18 protein-coding genes are annotated in these 19,102 nt (G+C 53.3%); 11 read left to right on the top strand and 7 right to left on the bottom strand.

The annotated features are described in order from the left end of the window. Nucleotides 1-6: 6 nt before the first annotated feature. The 4 genes from JXQ85_RS09920 to JXQ85_RS09905 are packed head-to-tail and all read left to right on the top strand — an operon-like array spanning nt 7 to nt 2,973. Nucleotides 7-630, top strand: coding sequence for a glutathione S-transferase family protein (locus JXQ85_RS09920; RefSeq protein ID WP_421748741.1), 624 nt, complete (start codon nt 7-9; stop codon nt 628-630). Nucleotides 631-663: 33 nt separating this feature from the next. Continuing rightward, nucleotides 664-1,332 carry a cupin domain-containing protein gene (locus JXQ85_RS09915; RefSeq protein ID WP_421748740.1) on the top strand — a complete coding sequence of 223 codons (669 nt, stop codon included), beginning with the start codon at nt 664-666 and terminating at the stop codon, nt 1,330-1,332. Between the two features lie 3 nt (nt 1,333-1,335). After that, the gene (locus JXQ85_RS09910) at nt 1,336-2,400 is read left to right on the top strand and encodes a flavin monoamine oxidase family protein (RefSeq protein ID WP_421748739.1); all 1,065 of its coding nucleotides are present in this window, start codon (nt 1,336-1,338) and stop codon (nt 2,398-2,400) included. Between the two features lie 6 nt (nt 2,401-2,406). Continuing rightward, on the top strand, nt 2,407-2,973 hold the full coding sequence (locus JXQ85_RS09905) for a TetR/AcrR family transcriptional regulator (RefSeq protein ID WP_421748738.1): 567 nt from the start codon (nt 2,407-2,409) through the stop codon (nt 2,971-2,973). Between the two features lie 4 nt (nt 2,974-2,977). Here the strand turns inward: JXQ85_RS09905 and mvaD are convergent, their stop codons facing one another. From mvaD to JXQ85_RS09870, 7 genes are all read right to left on the bottom strand, one after another. Further along, nucleotides 2,978-3,976, bottom strand: a complete 999-nt coding sequence (mvaD, locus tag JXQ85_RS09900) for a diphosphomevalonate decarboxylase (RefSeq protein ID WP_421748737.1) — start codon at nt 3,974-3,976, stop codon at nt 2,978-2,980. Beyond that, nucleotides 3,969-4,871: a mevalonate kinase family protein gene (locus JXQ85_RS09895; RefSeq protein ID WP_421748736.1), complete on the bottom strand. Its 903-nt coding sequence runs from the start codon at nt 4,869-4,871 to the stop codon at nt 3,969-3,971. Before JXQ85_RS09895 ends, mvaD begins: the two co-directional genes overlap by 8 nt. Further along, nucleotides 4,868-6,016, bottom strand: coding sequence for a mevalonate kinase family protein (locus tag JXQ85_RS09890; RefSeq protein WP_421748735.1), 1,149 nt, complete (start codon nt 6,014-6,016; stop codon nt 4,868-4,870). Before JXQ85_RS09890 ends, JXQ85_RS09895 begins: the two co-directional genes overlap by 4 nt. Next, the gene (locus tag JXQ85_RS09885; RefSeq protein WP_421748734.1) at nt 5,979-7,139 is read right to left on the bottom strand and encodes a hydroxymethylglutaryl-CoA synthase; all 1,161 of its coding nucleotides are present in this window, start codon (nt 7,137-7,139) and stop codon (nt 5,979-5,981) included. The genes JXQ85_RS09890 and JXQ85_RS09885 overlap by 38 nt, the downstream gene beginning before the upstream one ends. A 2-nt stretch (nt 7,140-7,141) precedes the next feature. Continuing rightward, nucleotides 7,142-8,215 (bottom strand): type 2 isopentenyl-diphosphate Delta-isomerase, encoded by a 1,074-nt coding sequence (fni, locus tag JXQ85_RS09880; RefSeq protein ID WP_421748733.1) that lies wholly within the window; start codon nt 8,213-8,215, stop codon nt 7,142-7,144. Further along, nucleotides 8,212-9,246, bottom strand: a complete 1,035-nt coding sequence (locus JXQ85_RS09875; RefSeq protein WP_421748732.1) for a hydroxymethylglutaryl-CoA reductase — start codon at nt 9,244-9,246, stop codon at nt 8,212-8,214. The genes fni and JXQ85_RS09875 overlap by 4 nt, the downstream gene beginning before the upstream one ends. Nucleotides 9,247-9,505: 259 nt before the next feature. After that, nucleotides 9,506-10,438, bottom strand: coding sequence for a LysR family transcriptional regulator (locus JXQ85_RS09870; protein ID WP_421748731.1), 933 nt, complete (start codon nt 10,436-10,438; stop codon nt 9,506-9,508). A gap of 238 nt (nt 10,439-10,676) precedes the next feature. Between JXQ85_RS09870 and JXQ85_RS09865 the strand changes: the two genes are divergently transcribed. The 7 genes from JXQ85_RS09865 to JXQ85_RS09835 all read left to right on the top strand — a co-directional run bounded on the left by JXQ85_RS09865 (nt 10,677) and on the right by JXQ85_RS09835 (nt 19,100). Further along, complete coding sequence (locus tag JXQ85_RS09865) at nt 10,677-12,257, top strand: ABC transporter substrate-binding protein (protein ID WP_421748730.1); 1,581 nt, start codon at nt 10,677-10,679, stop codon at nt 12,255-12,257. A gap of 62 nt (nt 12,258-12,319) precedes the next feature. Then, the gene (locus JXQ85_RS09860) at nt 12,320-13,294 is read left to right on the top strand and encodes an ABC transporter permease (RefSeq protein ID WP_421748729.1); all 975 of its coding nucleotides are present in this window, start codon (nt 12,320-12,322) and stop codon (nt 13,292-13,294) included. A 2-nt stretch (nt 13,295-13,296) separates the two neighbouring features. Further along, nucleotides 13,297-14,214: an ABC transporter permease gene (locus tag JXQ85_RS09855; protein WP_421748728.1), complete on the top strand. Its 918-nt coding sequence runs from the start codon at nt 13,297-13,299 to the stop codon at nt 14,212-14,214. A 1-nt stretch (nt 14,215) separates the two neighbouring features. Continuing rightward, the gene (locus tag JXQ85_RS09850; protein WP_421748727.1) at nt 14,216-15,910 is read left to right on the top strand and encodes an ABC transporter ATP-binding protein; all 1,695 of its coding nucleotides are present in this window, start codon (nt 14,216-14,218) and stop codon (nt 15,908-15,910) included. A gap of 412 nt (nt 15,911-16,322) precedes the next feature. Beyond that, on the top strand, nt 16,323-17,519 hold the full coding sequence (locus JXQ85_RS09845) for an ABC transporter substrate-binding protein (RefSeq protein WP_421748726.1): 1,197 nt from the start codon (nt 16,323-16,325) through the stop codon (nt 17,517-17,519). Between the two features lie 91 nt (nt 17,520-17,610). After that, nucleotides 17,611-18,396 carry an ABC transporter ATP-binding protein gene (locus JXQ85_RS09840; protein ID WP_421748725.1) on the top strand — a complete coding sequence of 262 codons (786 nt, stop codon included), beginning with the start codon at nt 17,611-17,613 and terminating at the stop codon, nt 18,394-18,396. Beyond that, on the top strand, nt 18,393-19,100 hold the full coding sequence (locus tag JXQ85_RS09835; protein WP_421748724.1) for an ABC transporter ATP-binding protein: 708 nt from the start codon (nt 18,393-18,395) through the stop codon (nt 19,098-19,100). Before JXQ85_RS09840 ends, JXQ85_RS09835 begins: the two co-directional genes overlap by 4 nt. Nucleotides 19,101-19,102 lie beyond the last annotated feature (2 nt).

The raw sequence follows: 19,102 nt of genomic DNA, 5'->3' as shown, positions 1-19,102 counted from the left end.
TACCTCATGAAAATCTATGACATCGAAGGCTTTCCAAACCCTGCACGAGTGCGCATCGCATTGGCCGAAAAGGGTGCAACTTCGGATGTGGAATTTGTCCATGTTGACGTTCTGGGCGGTGAGCACCGAACAGAAGCGTTCCGCCATAAAAACCCTGACGCGGCTGTGCCATGCTTAGAATTGTCTGACGGCACACATATCAGCCAATGCAATGCGATCACGGAATACATTGATGCGGCCTACACCGACGGTCCATCTTTGACAGGGACCAATGCAAAGGAGCGTGCCCGCATCTCAATGATGAACACCCGCGCTGAAATCGGCTTGCTGAATGCAGTAAGTACCTATTTCCACCATGCAACCCCTGGTCTTGGCCCTGACCTCGAGGTCTATCAATGTGGTGAGTGGGGCAATAAACAAAAGGAAGTTGCTGAACAAACCATGGCCTATCTGGATGGTGTTTTGGCCAACAACGACTATCTGGCAGGCGAAGCTTTCTCCATGGCTGACATCACGGCTTTTGCCGGGTTAAGCTTTGCAGACTTCGCAAAGGTAGAAATTCCTGCGAAGTTAACCAACTTGATCGCTTGGCGCGAAAAAGTCTCGTCACGCCCGTCCATCGCGGCCTAAAAATAGACCACCCAAGCTATAGGATATTGAACTATGGAACTTAATTCTGATTTCACATCTCGCGTGGTGGTTCACTCTGACCAGCTTGAGTGGCAAGCTTCCCCGATGAAGGGGGTCGATCGGCGCATGCTGGATCGGATCGGCGGTGAAGTGGCGCGCGCCACAACCATCGTACGCTATGCGGCGGGCAGTCAGTTTTCCGCGCATACCCATACTGGTGGTGAAGAATTCATCGTCTTAGACGGCGTTTTTCAGGATGAGCACGGAGACTTCCCAGAAGGAACCTATGTGCGCAATCCGCCGACGTCTGCGCATACGCCGGGGTCTGATGAAGGCTGTGTTATCTTTGTCAAACTTTGGCAGTTTGACATGGATGATCGCACGCAATTCCGCAAAACCATGGCCGAAGAGCTCGCATCCCCGGTTGATGGTGTCGCGACAGCAAAACTACATCAGGACGACCGAGAGATCGTGACCTACAGCCACATCGACGCGGGCGCGACGCTTACGTCAGAAGCTGCAGGTGGGATCGAACTGTTGGTGATCGATGGGACTTTGACGACAGGGAGCTATACATTGACCAAAAACAGCTGGCTGCGCCTTCCTGAAGGCCAATCCTTGTCCGCAGTGGCAGGTGAGGGCGGAGCAAAAGTGTGGATGAAGACTGGTCACTTGCCTTTCGCCAGTGCTCCGTCGGTCTAAGGCATGAAAACGGAAACCTTGATCATTGGCGGTGGTCTCAGTGGTCTGAACTTAGCACGGCAACTCTGTGAAGCCGGTCGTGACTTCCATTTGTTGGAAGCTCGCGACCGCTTTGGTGGCCGCATCCTATCTGAGACGTTTCAGGGTACAGCTTTTGATCTGGGACCTGCGTGGTTTTGGCCTGGGCAACCTCGAATGGAAGCCCTGATCAGCGAATTGAATCTGAAGCGCTTTGATCAGTATTCGCAAGGGGCTTTGACCTTTGAAGATGAAGGCGGGCGCGTAGAACGAGGGCGTGGCTTTGCCTCGATGGAGGGGTCTTACCGGCTGCAAGGCGGGTTGGGAGCGCTGATTGAGGCTTTGGTAGCGAACTTGCCAAGCTCGAATCTGTCCCTATCGACTCAGGTTGTTTCCTTACAAAAGACCTCCGACGGCGTGGCGGCAAAAACTTCTGGCGGTCAACGCTTTGATGCTCAAAATGTTGTGCTGTCACTGCCGCCGCGATTGGCTGGAGCGTTGGAATACTCTCCTGCTTTGAACCCCGCAGCCCATCAAACAATGGATGCTACGGCCACCTGGATGGCAGGGCAGGCCAAAGCAGTGGCCGTTTATAAGACCGCTTTCTGGCGCGATGCTGGTCTATCCGGGGACGCAATGAGCCGTCACGGACCTATGGTTGAAATTCACGATGCCTCGCCTGCAACAGACGGCCCATATGGGCTGTTTGGTTTTATTGGCGTGCCCGCGCAGGTGCGGCATGACAATACCGCAGCGATGAAAGAAGCAGTTGTCGCGCAGCTTGTTCGGATGTTTGGTCCAGAAGCGGCGAATCCAGAAACTGTGTTCTTTAAGGATTGGGCATTTGATCCTGACACTTCAACCGAGACTGATTTAGAACCACTCTATCAGCATCCCACCTACGGAATGCCGCAAGTTCTCAGCAATATTTGGAACGGGCGGTTGATTTTCTCAGGAACGGAAACGGGCCAGATGTTTGGCGGATATTTGGAAGGCGCTTTAGAATCTGCCGCGAATGCTCTAACTCTTCTGGAAACAGAAAAGGTCTGATGGATCATGGCAAGCGACACGAAAACAGCCCTCTTGGATTTTGCAGAACAGGCCGCTCGTGCGCGTGGATTTGATGGGTTTAGCTATGCGGATCTGGCCAAATCGGTAGGAATTCGCAAAGCGTCGATCCATTATCATTTCCCAACCAAGGCCGAGCTATCCGAAGCGCTAATGGATCGCTATCACGAGACGATTTCCGCAAAATGCGCTGAAATCACGGCATCTAGCGAAAAGGCGTCAGATCGTCTTCTTGGATTGGTCAATTTATATCGGACGGCCTTAAATGAAGGCAAAACACTGTGTCTCTGCGTGTCGTTCACAGCAAGTCATCAAAGCTTAAGCGACGCGGTGAATGCCAAGATTTCAGCCTTTCGATCTGCAATTGTAAAATGGCTGCAATCAGTTTTCGCGCTTGGAAAAGACGATGCTTCGATCTCTGGCGTAAGTGAACCGCAACTTGAAGCATTTGCCACGCTCGCCGTTTTAGAGGGCGCGCATCTCGCGGCGCGCGCTGATGAGGATGTCGCGGTTTTTGATCAAGCAGTGGCTGTTCTAGTCGCGCGTTGTAAATAGGCGTCTATGAATGCTCAAAGGGTGCAATGATCTGTGCATCTGGGAACTCAGATTGAATATCAGACGCTGACTTGGCCTCAAAAATCAGCTTGATATTTGGTCCTGCGTCCATCGTTGCATAGGCCTCAAGACCTTTTTGGCGCGCGCGCCAAAGCTGATCCAGAATACTCCAGCTTCGGGCGTTGAGGTAGGTGATGGCAGGGCGTGCTGCCTGCATCGTCGCATGCATGGCAAGAGCATTGGCCTCAGCGTGTTGGCCTAGGGCCGTGAAGTCCTTCTCGCGCACAAACCGCTCAATTGCGTTGCAATCCTTTTCCGCCTGAGCTGGCCAGGCCTCAAACAAAGGGCTTGTGTCGACCGTGTGATTCATCCCATCGCGGGATGAGTGCGATTTCGGACCAGTGTCCACCGGAATAATCGCGATGCGAAAGTCTGGCCAATCCACAGACACTGGATGGGCAAAACTGTCCGCGCCGTTTTCGGCAACACCTTTGTCCCAGCGCACAAACCCATGCCACAGCGACCGGCTGGCGCTACCACTGCCAAGACGCGCGATTAAACTCATTTCAGCCTCGCTGAGGTCAAGGCCAAAACAGCCGCAAAGCGCGCGCGTCAGGGCAGCAAAACCCGATGCGGAAGAGGCCAGGCCTGCAGCGGTCGGGATTGTGTTTTTGGTGGTGATATTCAGCGGGGTTTCATTGTTGCCGCGGAAAAGATCGACGAAATTCAATGCTTTTGAAGCAAAACTTGTGTCCAACGCAAGCGCTTCGCCATTCAAAGACACTTGGTCTTGGCCAGTGTCTGAAGGCGCGACTTGCGTATGTGATCCCCAATCCGCCAATGAGATCGACAGCGAGCTGTTCAGGGGCAGATTGCGGGCGCGGTCACGCTTGCCCCAGTATTTGGACAGTGCAATGTTGCTTGGCGCATAAGCCGAAAACGACGTCGGCGCAGAGGCTTCGGACATTGCGCGCGCGATCAAGGTTTTGGCAGCATCATTCATCTATCAACAACCCTTCTTTGGCCAAAGTGACCGGGGTAAATTCTTGTGGTGTGTTCCCAACTGCAAGGACGCAATCCCCCAGGCCGGACCCAGAGATTTTTGCTGCCAAGACTGAATTGTCTGAACGGGCTTCGGAAATGATTTGCGCAAGTGTGTCGTCACAAACGCCCAGCTCTTCCATCAGAGCTTGATAGGTCGTCAGAGACTGGGCAAAGCCTGCCCAATCCGCAGTTTCCGCAGCCTCTATTGCGATGTCCGCCTCAGTCCCCATTTTTTCATAGAGGGCTTTGAAATAGGCCTCTTGCCCAACCATGCGAGTGGCGATTTGCCTGAGCACCTCAGCGGTTGGCGTTTTGTAACCACAATAGCGCAGGCTGAGCTGCGGCGGTGTCGGCAATGGGTGTAAAACAGGCGAAGGCAGTGCCTGATACGCCAACATGCCGCCTTTGAAACTGGCCGCCAGATCGGCCCCGCTGCCGCGCCCTTGGATCTCTTGGACAATCGAGAGCGCCTGTGCATGAACATTTGATGTTGGCCTCGCTTGATATCTCAGCAAAGCACCCAGTGTCGCAACCGTCACGGCCGCAGATGATCCCAATCCCAAAGTTGGATTAATCTCAGAACTGATGGTCAGATCGAACCCGGTTGCCAGACCAGCCTTATGGCGCGCGATGGCCGCAAGGATAAACCGATAGTCTCCGCCAGATGGTAGGTCATCAAGTGCGACCTCCAGCGGCTCTGCGATTTCAGACTGTATGCGGATCACACGGTCAGCGCGCGGAGACAGCATCACCGTAATGCGTTGCTCAATGGCGGCCACAATCGCTTTATGGCCATAAACCACGGCGTGTTCGCCCGTGATCATGATCGATCCCGGAGCCGTTGCGCGGATCATTGCGTTTGCTCCTGATCATTCCGGCGAGGGGCAGGACCCGCCGCCGCGCCGCGTTCTGCCATTTGCAGCCTGGACCAGGCAAGGCTCGGATGTTGCGCCATAAACTGTGTCATTGCCTCGTGGTCATTCCAATGCACCAGCATCGCACCGCCAAAGTCGCCTGTCACGGATCCCGCACCGCAGATTTTTGCGGTTGCACCTTGGGCGCCTAAATCTTGGATAAAACGCTGTGCGGCTTCAGGTACCACACCAATACGCTCCAGCAGGCGCTGGTTTTCTTGTATGGCTTCTTTCGGAGAGGCCGCCGTTACCAGTGCGTCTTCCAGCGCATGTGTGCAGGCTGCAAAGTCATCCCAAAGTGGCGTATCATGGCCATGTGCTTTGCGCACAGCGGCCACACAGTCACCGGTTCCACTTTCGGGACTGCCATGCAGAACCCAATACCAACCATCGCCCTTAAGAAGCCCATGGTCTTTGGGAACCTGCGGCACTTCAACTGAGGTGCCATTGACTTTAACCAAGCCACCGCGCACAACGGCAGAGGCATCTATCGGCCCCGCTTTGCCATGCTTTAACCGCTCGCAAAACCGCACGCGCTTGTAGCGCTCTTCCAGGGTTTTGGGGCGATCCAAAAGCGTTTCAAACAACACCGTTGTCGCTGCAACCACTGCAGCTGACGACCCCATACCAGCACCAATCGATAGATCAGACCGGCTGCCCAATTGCCCGGGGGCAGGCAGATGGCCGACAGCACCAATCCCAGTGATTTCACCGTCTTGGCTTTCTGCCGCATCCTGCAACAAGGAGGCCAAGGTATAGACCGCCAGATCATCTGGGCGGGTCAAAATCTTATGAACCTCTAAGTCCCCACGTAGGAACTGATCAAAGCGCTGATCCAAAGAGGATTTGAAGTTTCCCAGCATTTTCAGCGGGTAAGATGCGCCGGCCGACAGGTTCTGAAACGCTGTCTTCAGCCCTTCACCGGGGCTGAGAGGCTGGAACCAAACTTCGGTATATTGCGCGATGGCCATGGCAAGGGCAGGGGCTCCGTATAAAACGGAATGCTCGCCGGACAGGATCAACTTGCCCGGAGCATGCGCGATAGCGTCAGGCGTGCTGGTCAATGTAGATGCGCTTGTTCTCATCGATGCTCGCCAATCTGTAACGCCCGCGGGCCTCTTCTGGCATAGTGGCACTGCCATCGTCCAGCGGATAGGCGTTCCAGAGACTGACGTAGTCGTCATAGCTGACGGCGATACGCTCGTTCAGGATATTGGCGTGACGTGCTGTGAAAAGGTGATCCTGGTAACCTTCGACCACTTTGGCGTCAAAGAATTCACCTGTCGCCCCAGAGCCATAGCTAAACAGACCCAGCAGCTGGCCGGTCAGATCTGCATAGGTGTTTTCCAAAGTGGACAGCACCGCCAGATAGATCGATGCAGTGTAGCTGTTGCCGATTACCCGGTTATAGGCCATGCCCGTCAGGGCTTTGTCCATCTCGATCGGCGCTTTGTTGGCCTTCGCCAGATGACGATGTGCCTTTTCCCCCATACGCGAGAACGGCAAGTGGTAGCAGAAATGAGAAAAGGCGTCATAGCTGTGGCCACCGTTCTCGGAATAGTCTTTCCAAGCTTCGATCATCGCGTTGAGGTAACGCAATGTGGAATACTTCCCGTCAAACAACGGTGTACGGCGGTCGTTTGGACGCCAGAAATCCATGATGTCTTCGGTGAAGACACCAGAGTTCGCCCCGATTTCCAAAACTGTCGGATTTGCCGTGACCAACATGGCAACCGCACCAGCGCCCTGTGTCGCCTCGCCAGAACTGTCGAGGTCATAGCGCGCCACATCAGAGGCAATGACCAGCACCTTGCGATCGGGCTTGCGTGCCACATAGCTGCAAGCCATCTGCAACGCGGCAGTGGCCGAATAACAGGCTTGTTTGAATTCCACATTGCGGCAGTTTGCGGGCAGCCCAAGCAGACGATGCATATAGATGCCCGCCGCTTTAGATTGGTCGATCCCGGTTTCAGTCGCAAACAGAACAGTGTCGATGCCGTCGCTGCCATAACGATCAATGATCGGCTTCGCGGCTTCGGCTGCCATCGTCACGATATCTTCGTCATGCCCCGGCAGAGCAATCTTCTCTTGGCCAATGCCCTTAGAGAATTTGTCCGGGTCAATCCCGTGGTGTTCGGCCAGCGTATCCAGCCCAATGTAGCGATGCGGCGTGTGAAAACTGATCGCCGATAGTCCAGTGGCAGTCATGTTCATGTCATCCTTGGTCGGATCAAAGATGTATTCCCTTGCAAAGAAGATAAACCTTCGCAGCCAAGTAAAAACATGGCTGTGCGGAATTCTCGTTCAAACTTTCGTATGGTTTTCACCACCTCGGCAGCAGAAACCTTGGCTGGCGCTAAAAACGGCGATGCAATACCGCATAAATCTGCGCCTAAAATCATAGCCTTAGCCATGTCGATCCCGTTGCGAATGCCGCCACTGGCAATCAGTGTCGTTGCTTCGGGTTTCTGGGCTAATATGTCGCGGGCGTCCTGAAGGCATTCAACAGTTGTCAGCCCCCAATCCTGAAAGATCAGACCCAGATCGTCACCATCTTGCGTGCGGCGATGGTATTCAATCCGGCTCCAAGAGGTGCCGCCACGACCCGCCACGTCGAAATGACGGATGCCGGCGTTATAACCAAGCACGATATCCGCACTGGATAGACCTGCGCCAACTTCTTTCAACAAAACCGGTACATCCAGGTGCGTCGCAACGTTGGCAATCGCCTCGGACAGATTTCCGAAATTGCGGTCGCCTTCGGGCTGTACGGCTTCCTGTAGCGGATTGAGGTGCAGGTACAGGCCATCAGCTTTCAAAATATCGATGGCCTGCGCGCATTGTTCTGGCGTCAGGCGTTTGCCCGGCTGCACCAATTGTACGGCGCCAATATTGCCAAGCACTGGAATGGTCGGTGCGTGCTTGCGCAGCTCAAAACTTTCGCGGGCTTTTTCATCCGCGAACATCACCCGTTGTGACCCTACCGCAAGTGCGACGCCAACTTCCTCGGCAGCTTCTGCAAGGTTGCGGTTGATGCGAATGATTTCTTCATCTGATCCTCCAGTCATGGAGGAAATCAGCAGTGGCAGTGTCAGAGACTTGCCAAGAAATCCGGTCTTGGTATCAACAGCATCCAAATCGATTTCAGGAAGCGCGCGATGAGTGAGCCTGATTTGATCAAAACCGCTTTGCGCACGCTCGATATCAGCATCGCGCTCGATAGCGCGGATGTGCTCGACCTTGCGGTTGGCAACGGATTTTGCGTCCTCAGGCGTCTTGGTCATCGTTCCCATTCCATATGGGTGCGTACCAACTCGCCGGGATTGGTTTGGGCTGCCAGCAAAGAAAGCTCTCCGCAAAGTACAACACCTGAACAGATGCCTGCCAAGCGGCGGGCGTTTTCAGCCGGTGCGCGGTCTTCTTTGCAACCCATCTGACGCAGGTTGTCTTCGATGACATCATTACCTTTGCCGGCACCTACTGATCCCATGATCAGGTTGGGTAGGGTGCAAGAAAAGTAGAGATCTTTGCCGCGGGCCTCGGCATGGACCATGCCCTGGCTGCCTTCGATGATATTGGCCGCGTCCTGACCTGTGGCCAGATAGAAAGCCAAAAGCATATTGGCGAAATGTGCGTTTGCACTACGCAAAGACCCGGCGAGCGTACCGCCGACAAAATTCTTTTCGTGGTTCAGATCAACGATCTGTTGCGCCGAGGTGCGCAGAATGCGGCGCAGCATCTTTTCAGGAATTTCAATCTCGGCGATCATATATTTGCCGCGACCCAACAGGCCGTTAACCGCAGAGGTCTTTTTGTCTGTGCAAAGATTGCCAGAAATTGACGAGTAAGACAGCTCTGGGCGTTCTCTGAGGATCCATTCCAATACGGCTTCAGCGGCTTTGGTCACCATATTGTGGCCAGAGGCATCACCGGTGAAACACTCGATCCGGATAAAGAGCAGGTTGCCCGCGATCTGGCGGTTCAGCTTGATCAGACGTGCAAACCGGCTGGTGTTGGCGATGATGTCGCCGACTTTTTCGCTTTGCGCTTCGATCGCTTGCCAAGCGGCATGGGCTTCGGATGCAGATCGGGCTTTCACGACGATCGACCGGGTCATGCGCTCGTCAACCATGGTCACATGGATGCCATCGGTGTGGCGCGATACACCCGCGCCACGGGCCGTTGATGGCCAAAGCGGGGATTCATAGGTGGCTAGAGGCGCGCTGATTTCGCCTTCGACCACGGGGCCGCGGAAGGAAATCGGACCAACCCATTGCGTTGGTACTGGCGTTGTAAAGGTCGGCTGGTCGCGCACCTTATTCCCCTTTGTCCGTCTTACATCTTCGGGCATGGAAAACCCGGTGCGAGCAATATTTCTTTGGCGCGGCAGATGAAAGAGCCAAAGCTCCAAACGTTGGGGCACAGTCTTTCATCGCGGCATGAAAGCGAATAATTCCGGTCTCTGCCTCAGATTTGTGACCTCATACAGGGAAGGCAAGGGGTTCACCATCCCTTTTTCACGTAGTTTCAATCCGCAAGCCCGATGTGGCATAGGGCTGGCTTAGGTGTATGGCTCACTCTTCAAATACGTTGATATCAATGTTCTCATGCTGAGAAAAAGCGCGAAATTCGTCCTGTAGTGCTGTTTTGAACAATTGGACCTCTGGTGAATCCCAGATGTCAGAGTAAGCGGCAAACCCGTATTTCAATGGCAAAGGGGGTTCGAATTTACGCACGACAACGCCTTGGCTGCGGAAAAGTGGGCTTGCGAAGGGTTCCGCCACAGAAGGTGCCAATCCTGTCGCGACCATCGCATATCGTGTCGAAGAGGTATGACACCAAATGTTTTTGGAATTGTCGGACAATAGATTTTCACGCATCTCTGACGTTGGGTCTTGGCCGGGCACGATCACCTGGTTGGGGATTTGCCCCAGAACCTCTGTGTCTTGCAAATCTCCAATTGTGACGACGTTCTTTTTGGCTAAAGGATGTTCTTCGCGCGTGGCAAGGACACAGCAGGTTTCGGCCAGCTTCGATACCGTCACACCATCGATTTCATCCATAAGGAAGGAGACCATGATATCCACACGGCGGTTTTTCAAAAGCGAAATGCCAACAGCGTAGTCGACGGTTTCGATCTCTATGGCGATGTCTGGGAATTCGTCTCGCAGTGTTTTGACTGCTTTGGGCAGGACAGATGTAGAAAGCGTCGGCAGGCAGGCAATGCGCAGGATGCGAATGATGCCCGAACGGATCATACGCACCGCATCGTTCAGCGCATCCATACCATCGAAATAGCGCTCAACCTGCTGGTGAAACGATCGCCCTTGCTGGGTGATTTCCAACCCGCGCCCGGCGCGATGGAATAATGCAAAGCCGACGTTGTTCTCCAATTCGGAAACCATTCGACTGGCGCCAGATTGCGTGATTCCCAAGTAATCAGCCGCCGTTGAAACTGTTCCTAAGCGCACAACGGCTAAGAACACTTCCAGTTGTCTAAACGTCATGCGTTTCTGCCTTCCTCATGATGTATGACAATTTTGCATTAGATTGTCCTTATGATCTATACTTAACCTTCGGAAGGTTCGAGACCTATGCCGAAATATGGTGAGTCAGAAAAAAATGCAGTGGTTCTGCAAGTTTAGAAAAAACACTTCCAACTCACTGTCAGCGCTAACAAAAAATGATCTCGAATGTTCTAAAAAAACGCGGCTTCACCGCGTGTTCAGCAATGGAGGACAAACTTTGCTAAAAAGAATCACAACAACTGCCACGGCCGCACTGCTTGCAACGACGAGCTTCGCTGCTGCTGAAACTCTGAACTGGGCACGTGCGGGCGATAGCCTGACTATGGACCCGCATGCTCAGAACGAAGGCCCGACACATACTCTGGCCCACCAAATATATGAGCCGCTCCTACTGCGCGACAGCACCGGTGCGGTCGAAGCTGCTTTGGCGACCGACTGGGGTCCAAGCGCCGACAACCCAAACGTTTGGGAATTCACTCTGCGTGAAGGTGTGACTTTCCACGATGGCGCAGAGTTTGATTCAGAAGACGTTGTCTTCTCTATGAACCGTGCGATGTCACCTGACAGCAACATGAAAGAACTGCTGTCTTCTGTGAAAGAAGTGCGCGCAACCGGTAAATACAGCGTTGAGATCGAAACCGACGGTCCAAACCCAATCATGGCATCCAACCTGACCAACCTGTTCATCATGGACAAGACTTGGACAGAAGCAAACGATGCGGTGAAAGTTCAAGACGTTGAAGGCGGCGAAGAAACTTGGGCGTCCCGCAACACTAACGGTACTGGTGCATATCAGCTGGTGTCCCGTGCAGCGGACTCTCTGACAGTTCTGGAAGCCTATGATGGTTACTGGGGTCAAGGTCAGTTCCCTCTGGAAATCACCAAAATCAACTACACACCAATCAAAAACCCAGCGACCCGTGTTGCTGCGTTGCTGTCTGGCGAAGTTGACTTCATCCAAGACGTTCCAGTGCAAGACCTTGGCCGTGTCGCAGGCGACGCGAACCTCAAAGTCATCACTGCACCTCAGAACCGTGTAATCTTCTTGGGTCTGAACCAAGGTGATGCGGATCTCGCAACAGATAACGTTGAAGGTGCAAACCCATTCGCAGACGTTCGTGTGCGTCAGGCGATGAACATGGCGATCAACCGCGATGCGATCAAAAAGGTCGTTATGCGTGATCAGTCCATCCCTGCGGGCATCGCGATGCCTCCGTTTGTGAACGGCTGGACCGAAGCTTTGGACACAATTCCAGCTGGCGGCATGGATGCAGCAAAAGCGCTGATGGCTGAAGCTGGCTATGGCGACGGCTTCTCTGTGACGCTGCATTGCCCGAACGACCGCTACATCAACGATGAAGCGATCTGTCAGGCGACTGTTGGCATGATGGCGCAAATCGGTATCGACATTAATCTGGATGCAAAGCCGAAGGCGCAGCACTTCCCACAGATCAACAATGGCGAAACTGATTTCTACATGCTGGGTTGGGGTGTTCCGACATTCGACTCCGAATACATCTTTAACTTCCTGGTTCACACCAAGGGCGAAAAGCGCGGTTCCTGGAACGGCACTCGCTATTCCAACCCAGAGCTGGATGCAAAGATCGTATCCCTGGCGTCTGAAACAGACCTAGCCAAGCGCGACGCAACGATCGCGGAGATCTGGGGCCAAGTTCAAGAAGACGTGCTGTATCTGCCAATCCACCACCAGGTTCTGAACTGGGGTACCTCTGCCAAGGTGAACACCGTTGTGCAGCCAGAAGATCAGCCGAAGATGAAATACTTCACACTGAACTAAAAACTTAAAAACATGCGCCGCCTCCTGCCTTTTGCTGGGGGCGGCGTCTTTGGGGACAAAACATGCTTGCATATATTGTGAAGCGCGCCCTCCAGTCAGTGCTTGTGTTGCTGACCGTGGGGTTTGTTGCTTTTAGTATGTTCCGCTTTGTTGGCGATCCGATCGACAACATGCTGGGACAAGAGCGCACCGGAGCAGACATCGAACGTTTGCGCGAAATTCTGGGTCTAAATGATCCGTTTCTGGTGCAATATTGGAATTTCATCACAGGTGCGCTGCAAGGGGACGTAGGGGTAAGTTTCCGGCAGGGGCGTCCAGCTTTGGACATCATCCTAGAGCGCTTGCCTGCAACGCTTGAACTGGCGATGGTTTCTGCGGTTTTTGCCATGGTGCTCGGCATCATTTTGGGCATCTACACGGCGATCAACCGCAAAGGGTTCATCACCAATTTCATTCTAACCACATCGTTGGTTGGTGTATCTTTGCCAACCTTCCTGATCGGCATTCTGTTGATCTATGTCTTCGCGGTCGAGCTGAAATGGCTCCCGAGCTTTGGACGTGGTGAAACCGTTGATCTGGGCTGGTGGACAACTGGATTGCTTACAGCCTCAGGATTAAAATCTCTGATTTTGCCCGCAATTACGCTGGGGCTTTATCAGATGACGTTGATCATGCGTCTTGTACGATCTGAGATGTCAGAAGTTCTGCGTCAAGACTACATCCGCTTTGCCCGCGCCCGCGGTCTGAGCGAACGCGCAATCAATTTCCGACATGCCGTGAAAAACACGTTGATCCCTGTAATCACTGTAGCTGGTCTGCAGATTGGATCGATCATTGCCTTCTCGATCATTACAGAAACCGTATTCCAGTGGCCGGGTGTTGGTCTGCTGTTCATCGATTCGGTGCAATTCGTCGATATCCCCGTCATGGCAAGCTATCTAATGATGATCTCTGTGATGTTTGTGACCATCAATTTCCTCGTGGACATGCTGTATCTAGCGATCGATCCACGTCTGCGTGACGGAAAGGGAGAGTAATCATGGACGCTCTTAAACGCGCAATTGACAGCGACTTGTTTTGGTCGTTCCGCCGCTCTCCAGTGGCTGTCGTCTCTACCATTGTGGCCCTTTCACTGATCCTATCGGCTGTCTTTGCACCGCTTCTAGCGCCGTATAACCCATTTGATCCGGGGTCTTTGAACCTGATGAATGGCTTCTCAGCGCCGAACGAACCTAATGCCTTTACGGGTGATACCTTCCTGCTGGGGACCGATGATCAGGGTCGTGATGTTCTGTCGACCATCTTGTACGGTATGCGGGTCTCCCTTCTGGTTGGTGTCTTGGCTGTTCTTTTTGCCTTGGTGATTGGGGTTATTCTGGGTCTGACTGCGGCCTACGTGGGTGGCAGGACGGATTCGATCATAATGCGGATAGCGGACGTTCAGCTGACCTTCCCATCCATCATGGTTGCGATGCTGATCTTTGGTATTGCCAAGGGCTTTACCCCAATCCATCTGCGCGATCAGATGGCGATCTGGGTTCTGATCATCTCCATCGGGCTGTCCGATTGGGTGCAATTTGCCCGCGTTGTGCGCGGCGCTGCCTTGGTCGAGAAGAAGAAAGAATATGTCGAAGCTGCGATCCTCATCGGTCGTGGTCCTATCGCTATTATCTTTAAGCATATCCTACCAAACGTGCTGTCTCCGGTTCTGGTTATTGCGACCATTTCCTTGGCGCTGGCGATCATCGCTGAGGCGACGCTGTCGTTCCTTGGCGTAGGTGCACCGCCAACCCAACCATCACTGGGCACACTTATTCGCATCGGGCAGGGGTATCTCTTCTCAGGCGAGTGGTGGATTCTGCTCTTCCCTTCCATGACGCTTTTGTTGCTGGCGCTTTCGGTCAACCTGCTCGGTGACTGGCTGCGTGACGCACTTAACCCGAAACTGGACGACTAAGATGGCATTGCTAGATATCAAAAACATGGTCGTCGAGTTCCCGGGACGGCATGGGGTCTTTACGTCGGTCAAAGACGTCAGCCTGAACGTGGCAGAGGGCGAAATCCTAGGCCTCGTCGGGGAATCCGGCGCAGGAAAATCCACTGTAGGCAACGCGGTTCTCAACCTGTTGCAAGCGCCCGGACGTCTGGCCTCTGGCGAGGTCTGGCTGAACGGCGAACGCATCGATCAACTCGACAAATCCACCTTCCGCACAATCCGCGGTAAGCGGATCTCTATGATTTTCCAAGACCCGATGACCTCGCTCAATCCGATCGAGACCATCGAGTATCAGTTGGTGGAAACCATTCTGACACACTTGAAGTTGAGCCGGTCTGAGGCGGAAAAGCGCGCGATTGATCTGCTAGAGCAAGTGGGCATCCCTGATGCGCCACAACGGATCAAACAGTATCCGCACCAGTTCTCTGGTGGGATGCGTCAGCGGGTTGTGATTGCACTGGCCCTTTCTGTCGAACCTGAAATGATCATCGCGGACGAGCCAACAACGGCTTTGGACGTGACCATCCAGGCGCAGATTTTGCAGCTGATCAAAGACCTTTGCCGCGAACGCAATCTGGGCGTGATCCTTGTGACGCACGACATGGGCGTGATCGCAGAGACAGCAGATCGCGTGGCGGTGATGTATAAGGGCGAGCTGATCGAGGTCGGTGAAACCGAGCAAGTGATGCATAATCCGAAGGAACCTTACACACAGTCTTTGATCGCGGCTGTGCCTCCGTCCAACATCAAGATCCACCGGTTCCCAAAGGTGGCCTTGGCGGAAAGCGACGGGTCAGCCTTGCAGAACTTTGATCTGAAAGGTCACTGGTTGGCCTCGGGTGAAGCGCATGATCCAAAGGGCGGCACATTGCTTGAGGTCAAAAACCTCAGCAAACGCTTCTTGGTGCAAAACGCTTTTCTTGAACGCAACCGCACCTATGTGGACGCGATCAAATCGATCAGCTTTGACGTCAAAGCAGGCGAGACCTTTGGTCTGGTTGGGGAAAGTGGATCAGGTAAATCCACCGTTGCCCGCGTGTTGACCGGCATTCATCCAGCCACCAGCGGCGAGATGCGTTTTGCAGGTAAAGACCTGACCGGCGCATCCGGAAAACAAGAAGCCATCGATGCCCGTCAGGACATTCAGATGGTTTTCCAAGACCCGTATTCGTCGCTGAATGGGCGTATGAAAATCGGATCGATCATTGCTGAGCCGATGATCGTGAACAAGCTGACCTCTGGAACAGAAGAGCGCAACGAGATCGTTGGCGACCTGCTGGAACTTGTTGGTCTGGGCAAAGATGCGGCACGCAAGTACCCGCATGAATTCTCTGGCGGTCAGCGTCAGCGGATTTCGATTGCCCGTGCTTTGGCCACCCGCCCACGGTTCCTGATCTGTGATGAGCCAACTTCAGCGCTGGATGTGTCTATTCAGGCGCAGATTCTGAACTTGCTAAAAGACCTTCAGGAAGAGTTGAACCTGACGCTGCTGTTCATCAGCCACGATCTGCCAGTGATCCGTCAGATGTGCGATCGCATTGGCGTCATGCGCTTTGGCGAATTGATGGAGGTTGCGGAAACAGAAGCCATATTTGAACAGCCTACTGATGCCTATACGCAGAAGTTGGTCAGTCAGATGCCGAAGTTTACAAAATAATCGATTGAGGGGCTTCGGCCCCTCATTTAATACGTCCTCAATGAGGCAGCTTGTGCACTGCCTTTAAGCGCGCGAGTGAGCGCGGTTTGCTTTAGGAAATTCGCGAAATTGAGATGATTCCACTTAGATTCCGAACTCAATTCGTCGGAAACTGAATAAAAATGATATAATTATTGTATCCGGGTGATCGAATTTTTTTATCAATTTTAAAAAATTTTGTGAATATTCCGATGGCAGAGTCTGAAATTCACTGTTTGCGGCTTCGAGGATCGGAAAATTTTCAGTTTTGGCGGTTTTGGATTTGTTAAGATTTAGTGAGGACCGGTTGCGCCGTAACCTTCCTCTTTTAAAATTGATTTCTCCAATTTAGGTTCTTCTTCAGGACAAAGTTCCAATAGGGAGAAAAAACCAAATGAAAAAATTCCTTCTCGCTTCAGCCGCGACAGCACTTGTCGCAGGGTCTGCACATGCTGCTGGCCACTCTGATGAAGTTAAAGTTGGCTTGATGCTTGGCTTCTCTGGCCCGGCTGAATCTTATGCGCCTCCAATGGCAGGTGGCGCGCGCGCTGCTGTAAAAGAAGTCGCAGAAAGCGGCCTTTTCCTTGGCGGCAAAAAACTGACCATGGTTGAAGGTGACTCAACCTGTGCAGACGCTGCGATTGCGACATCTGTTGCGGAACGCTTTGTGACCTCTGACGGTGTTTCCGGAATCATCGGTGCGCTTTGCTCTGGTGCAACAACTGCGGCGCTGCAAAACGTTGCGGTTCCAAACGGCATGGTGATGATTTCCCCATCCGCGACTTCCCCAGCGCTGTCTACAATTGAAGACAACGGTTTGTTCTTCCGTGCGACACCATCTGACGCGCGTCAGGGTGCTGTTATGGCGGAAATCCTGCTGGAAGAAGGCATCAAGTCAGTTGCTGTGACCTACACAAACAACGACTACGGCAAAGGTTTGGCTGATGCGTTCGAAGCATCATTCACTGCTAATGGCGGTTCCGTCACAATCAATACATCTCACGAAGATGGCAAAGGTGACTACTCTGCAGAAGTTGGCGCGCTTGCGTCCGCTGGCGGTGATCTTCTGGTTGTTGCGGGTTACGCAGACCAAGGTGGTAAAGGCATCATTCAAGGTGCATTGGACACCGGCGCTTTTGATCTGTTCCACCTGCCAGATGCGATGGTTGGCCACGCAACCGAAGCCAACTTTGGTTCCGATCTAGACGGCTCCATGGGGCAGGTTCCTGGTTCAAATGCACCAGGTGGTGATCTGTACACGCCAATCGGTGAAGCTAACGGCTTTGACGCAACTGCACCTTTCTCTCCTGAGTCCTACGACGCAGCTGCGATCATGCTTTTGGCGATGCAAGCGGCGGGTTCTAACGATCCTGCAGTTTACAAAGACAAAATGTTTGACGTTGCAAACGCACCAGGAGAGCAAATCTTCCCAGGTGAACTGGCAAAAGCACTTCAAATCCTAGCAGACGGTGGCGAAATCGATCTGGTTGGCGCATCCGCTGTAGAGCTGATCGAGCCGGGTGAAGCTTCCGGTTCCTACCGCGTCATTAAGACTGTCGGTGGTAAGCAAGAGACAGTCGGCTACCGCTAAGCCGCACTCAATGAAAGCCCGGGGCAACGCCTCGGGCTTTCTAAATTATCCCTCGTCAATAAGAGGGAAATGACAACATGGGACAAACAACATGATCGAAGTGCGTGACCTACACATGCATTTCGGCGGATTTCGCGCAGTCGATGGGGCTTCACTGACCATCGAACGGGGAACCATTACAGGGCTGATCGGCCCGAATGGCGCGGGAAAGACGTCGCTTTTCAATTGCATTGCTGGAGTTCTGACACCAACAAGCGGCACTGTGCTGTTTGATGGCGAAGATATCACCGGCCTTAAGCCGCATAACCTCTTTCACAAAGGGCTTTTGCGAACCTTCCAGATTGCTCATGAATTCCATTCCATGACCTGTCGCGAGAACCTGATGATGGTGCCCGCAGGTCAGCACGGTGAAACGCTGTGGAACACATGGTTCGGTCGCAAACGTATTGCCGATGAAGAACGGGCACTACGGGCGAAAGCCGATGAAGTTCTGGAATTCCTGACCATCGAACACATTGCCGATTTGAAAGCTGGCAACGTATCTGGCGGCCAGAAAAAACTCTTGGAACTAGGGCGCACCATGATGGTGGATGCGCGCATGGTCTTCCTGGACGAAGTTGGCGCCGGTGTGAACCGCACCCTGCTTTATACGATCGGGGATGCAATCAAGCGCCTGAACGTCGAGCGCGGCTATACCTTCTGCATGATCGAACACGATATGGATTTCATCAAACAGCTTTGCGATCCGGTGATCGTAATGGCACAGGGCTCTGTCATGGCGACAGGCACCGCGGACGAAATCATGTCCAACGAGCAGGTCATCGAAGCCTATCTGGGCACTGGTGTGAAAAATAAGAAGAAGGAGGGCGCATCATGAGCTTCCTCTCTGCAACAAATATGACCGGGGGCTACGGCACCGGGCCAGACATCCTGCATGATCTGGAACTGTCGGTGGACAAAGGCGAAATCGCCGTCATCGTTGGCCCGAACGGGGCAGGGAAATCCACCGGGATGAAAGCAGTATTTGGCATGTTGAACCTGCGTGAAGGCGCGGTCGTACTAGATGGTCAAGATATCACCCAGCTAAGTCCGCAGGAACGCGTACACATGGGCATGGGCTTTGTCCCTCAGGTTCGGAATATCTTTCCAACCATGTCCGTGCGTGAAAACCTCGAAATGGGCGCTTTCATCCGCGAAGATGACTTTGAGCAGACCATCGAACAGGTCTATGAACTGTTCCCTGCTGTCTATGAAAAGCGCAACCAAAACGCAGGTGAACTCTCTGGTGGTCAACGCCAGCAGGTCGCCGTGGGGCGCGCTCTGATGACACAGCCGAAACTTCTGATGCTGGACGAACCCACCGCTGGTGTGTCGCCCATCGTTATGGACGAGCTGTTTGATCGGATCATCGAAGTGGCTAAGGCCGGTATTTCCATCTTGATGGTGGAACAGAATGCCCGTCAGGCGCTTGAAATCGCAGACAAAGGTTATGTGCTCGTGCAAGGAGCAAATGCCTATACGGACACCGGGGAGGCCTTGTTGGCCAATCCTGAAGTGCGCCGTACATTCCTGGGAGGTTGATA

Origin of the sequence: Cognatishimia sp. (genome assembly GCF_049116455.1) — a bacterium.
GTDB lineage: Bacteria > Pseudomonadota > Alphaproteobacteria > Rhodobacterales > Rhodobacteraceae > Cognatishimia.
The sequence above is the reverse complement of the archived record's forward strand: the minus strand, read 5'-3'. Positions and strand labels throughout refer to the sequence as shown.

Bases quoted from the DNA above. Each gene is read 5' to 3' on its own strand.
- JXQ85_RS09910 (WP_421748739.1), top strand. From the start codon at position 1,336: ATGAAAACGGAAACCTTGATCATTGGCGGTGGTCTCAGTGGTCTGAAC.
- mvaD (WP_421748737.1), bottom strand. From the start codon at position 3,976: ATGAATGATGCTGCCAAAACCTTGATCGCGCGCGCAATGTCCGAAGCC.
- JXQ85_RS09840 (WP_421748725.1), top strand. From the start codon at position 17,611: ATGATCGAAGTGCGTGACCTACACATGCATTTCGGCGGATTTCGCGCA.
- JXQ85_RS09885 (WP_421748734.1), bottom strand. From the start codon at position 7,139: ATGACTGCCACTGGACTATCGGCGATCAGTTTTCACACGCCGCATCGC.
- JXQ85_RS09855 (WP_421748728.1), top strand. From the start codon at position 13,297: ATGGACGCTCTTAAACGCGCAATTGACAGCGACTTGTTTTGGTCGTTC.
- JXQ85_RS09870 (WP_421748731.1), bottom strand. From the start codon at position 10,438: ATGACGTTTAGACAACTGGAAGTGTTCTTAGCCGTTGTGCGCTTAGGA.
- fni (WP_421748733.1), bottom strand. From the start codon at position 8,215: ATGACCAAGACGCCTGAGGACGCAAAATCCGTTGCCAACCGCAAGGTC.
- JXQ85_RS09915 (WP_421748740.1), top strand. From the start codon at position 664: ATGGAACTTAATTCTGATTTCACATCTCGCGTGGTGGTTCACTCTGAC.
- JXQ85_RS09835 (WP_421748724.1), top strand. From the start codon at position 18,393: ATGAGCTTCCTCTCTGCAACAAATATGACCGGGGGCTACGGCACCGGG.
- JXQ85_RS09895 (WP_421748736.1), bottom strand. From the start codon at position 4,871: ATGATCCGCGCAACGGCTCCGGGATCGATCATGATCACGGGCGAACAC.
- JXQ85_RS09850 (WP_421748727.1), top strand. From the start codon at position 14,216: ATGGCATTGCTAGATATCAAAAACATGGTCGTCGAGTTCCCGGGACGG.
- JXQ85_RS09845 (WP_421748726.1), top strand. From the start codon at position 16,323: ATGAAAAAATTCCTTCTCGCTTCAGCCGCGACAGCACTTGTCGCAGGG.
- JXQ85_RS09905 (WP_421748738.1), top strand. From the start codon at position 2,407: ATGGCAAGCGACACGAAAACAGCCCTCTTGGATTTTGCAGAACAGGCC.
- JXQ85_RS09860 (WP_421748729.1), top strand. From the start codon at position 12,320: ATGCTTGCATATATTGTGAAGCGCGCCCTCCAGTCAGTGCTTGTGTTG.
- JXQ85_RS09890 (WP_421748735.1), bottom strand. From the start codon at position 6,016: ATGAGAACAAGCGCATCTACATTGACCAGCACGCCTGACGCTATCGCG.
- JXQ85_RS09920 (WP_421748741.1), top strand. From the start codon at position 7: ATGAAAATCTATGACATCGAAGGCTTTCCAAACCCTGCACGAGTGCGC.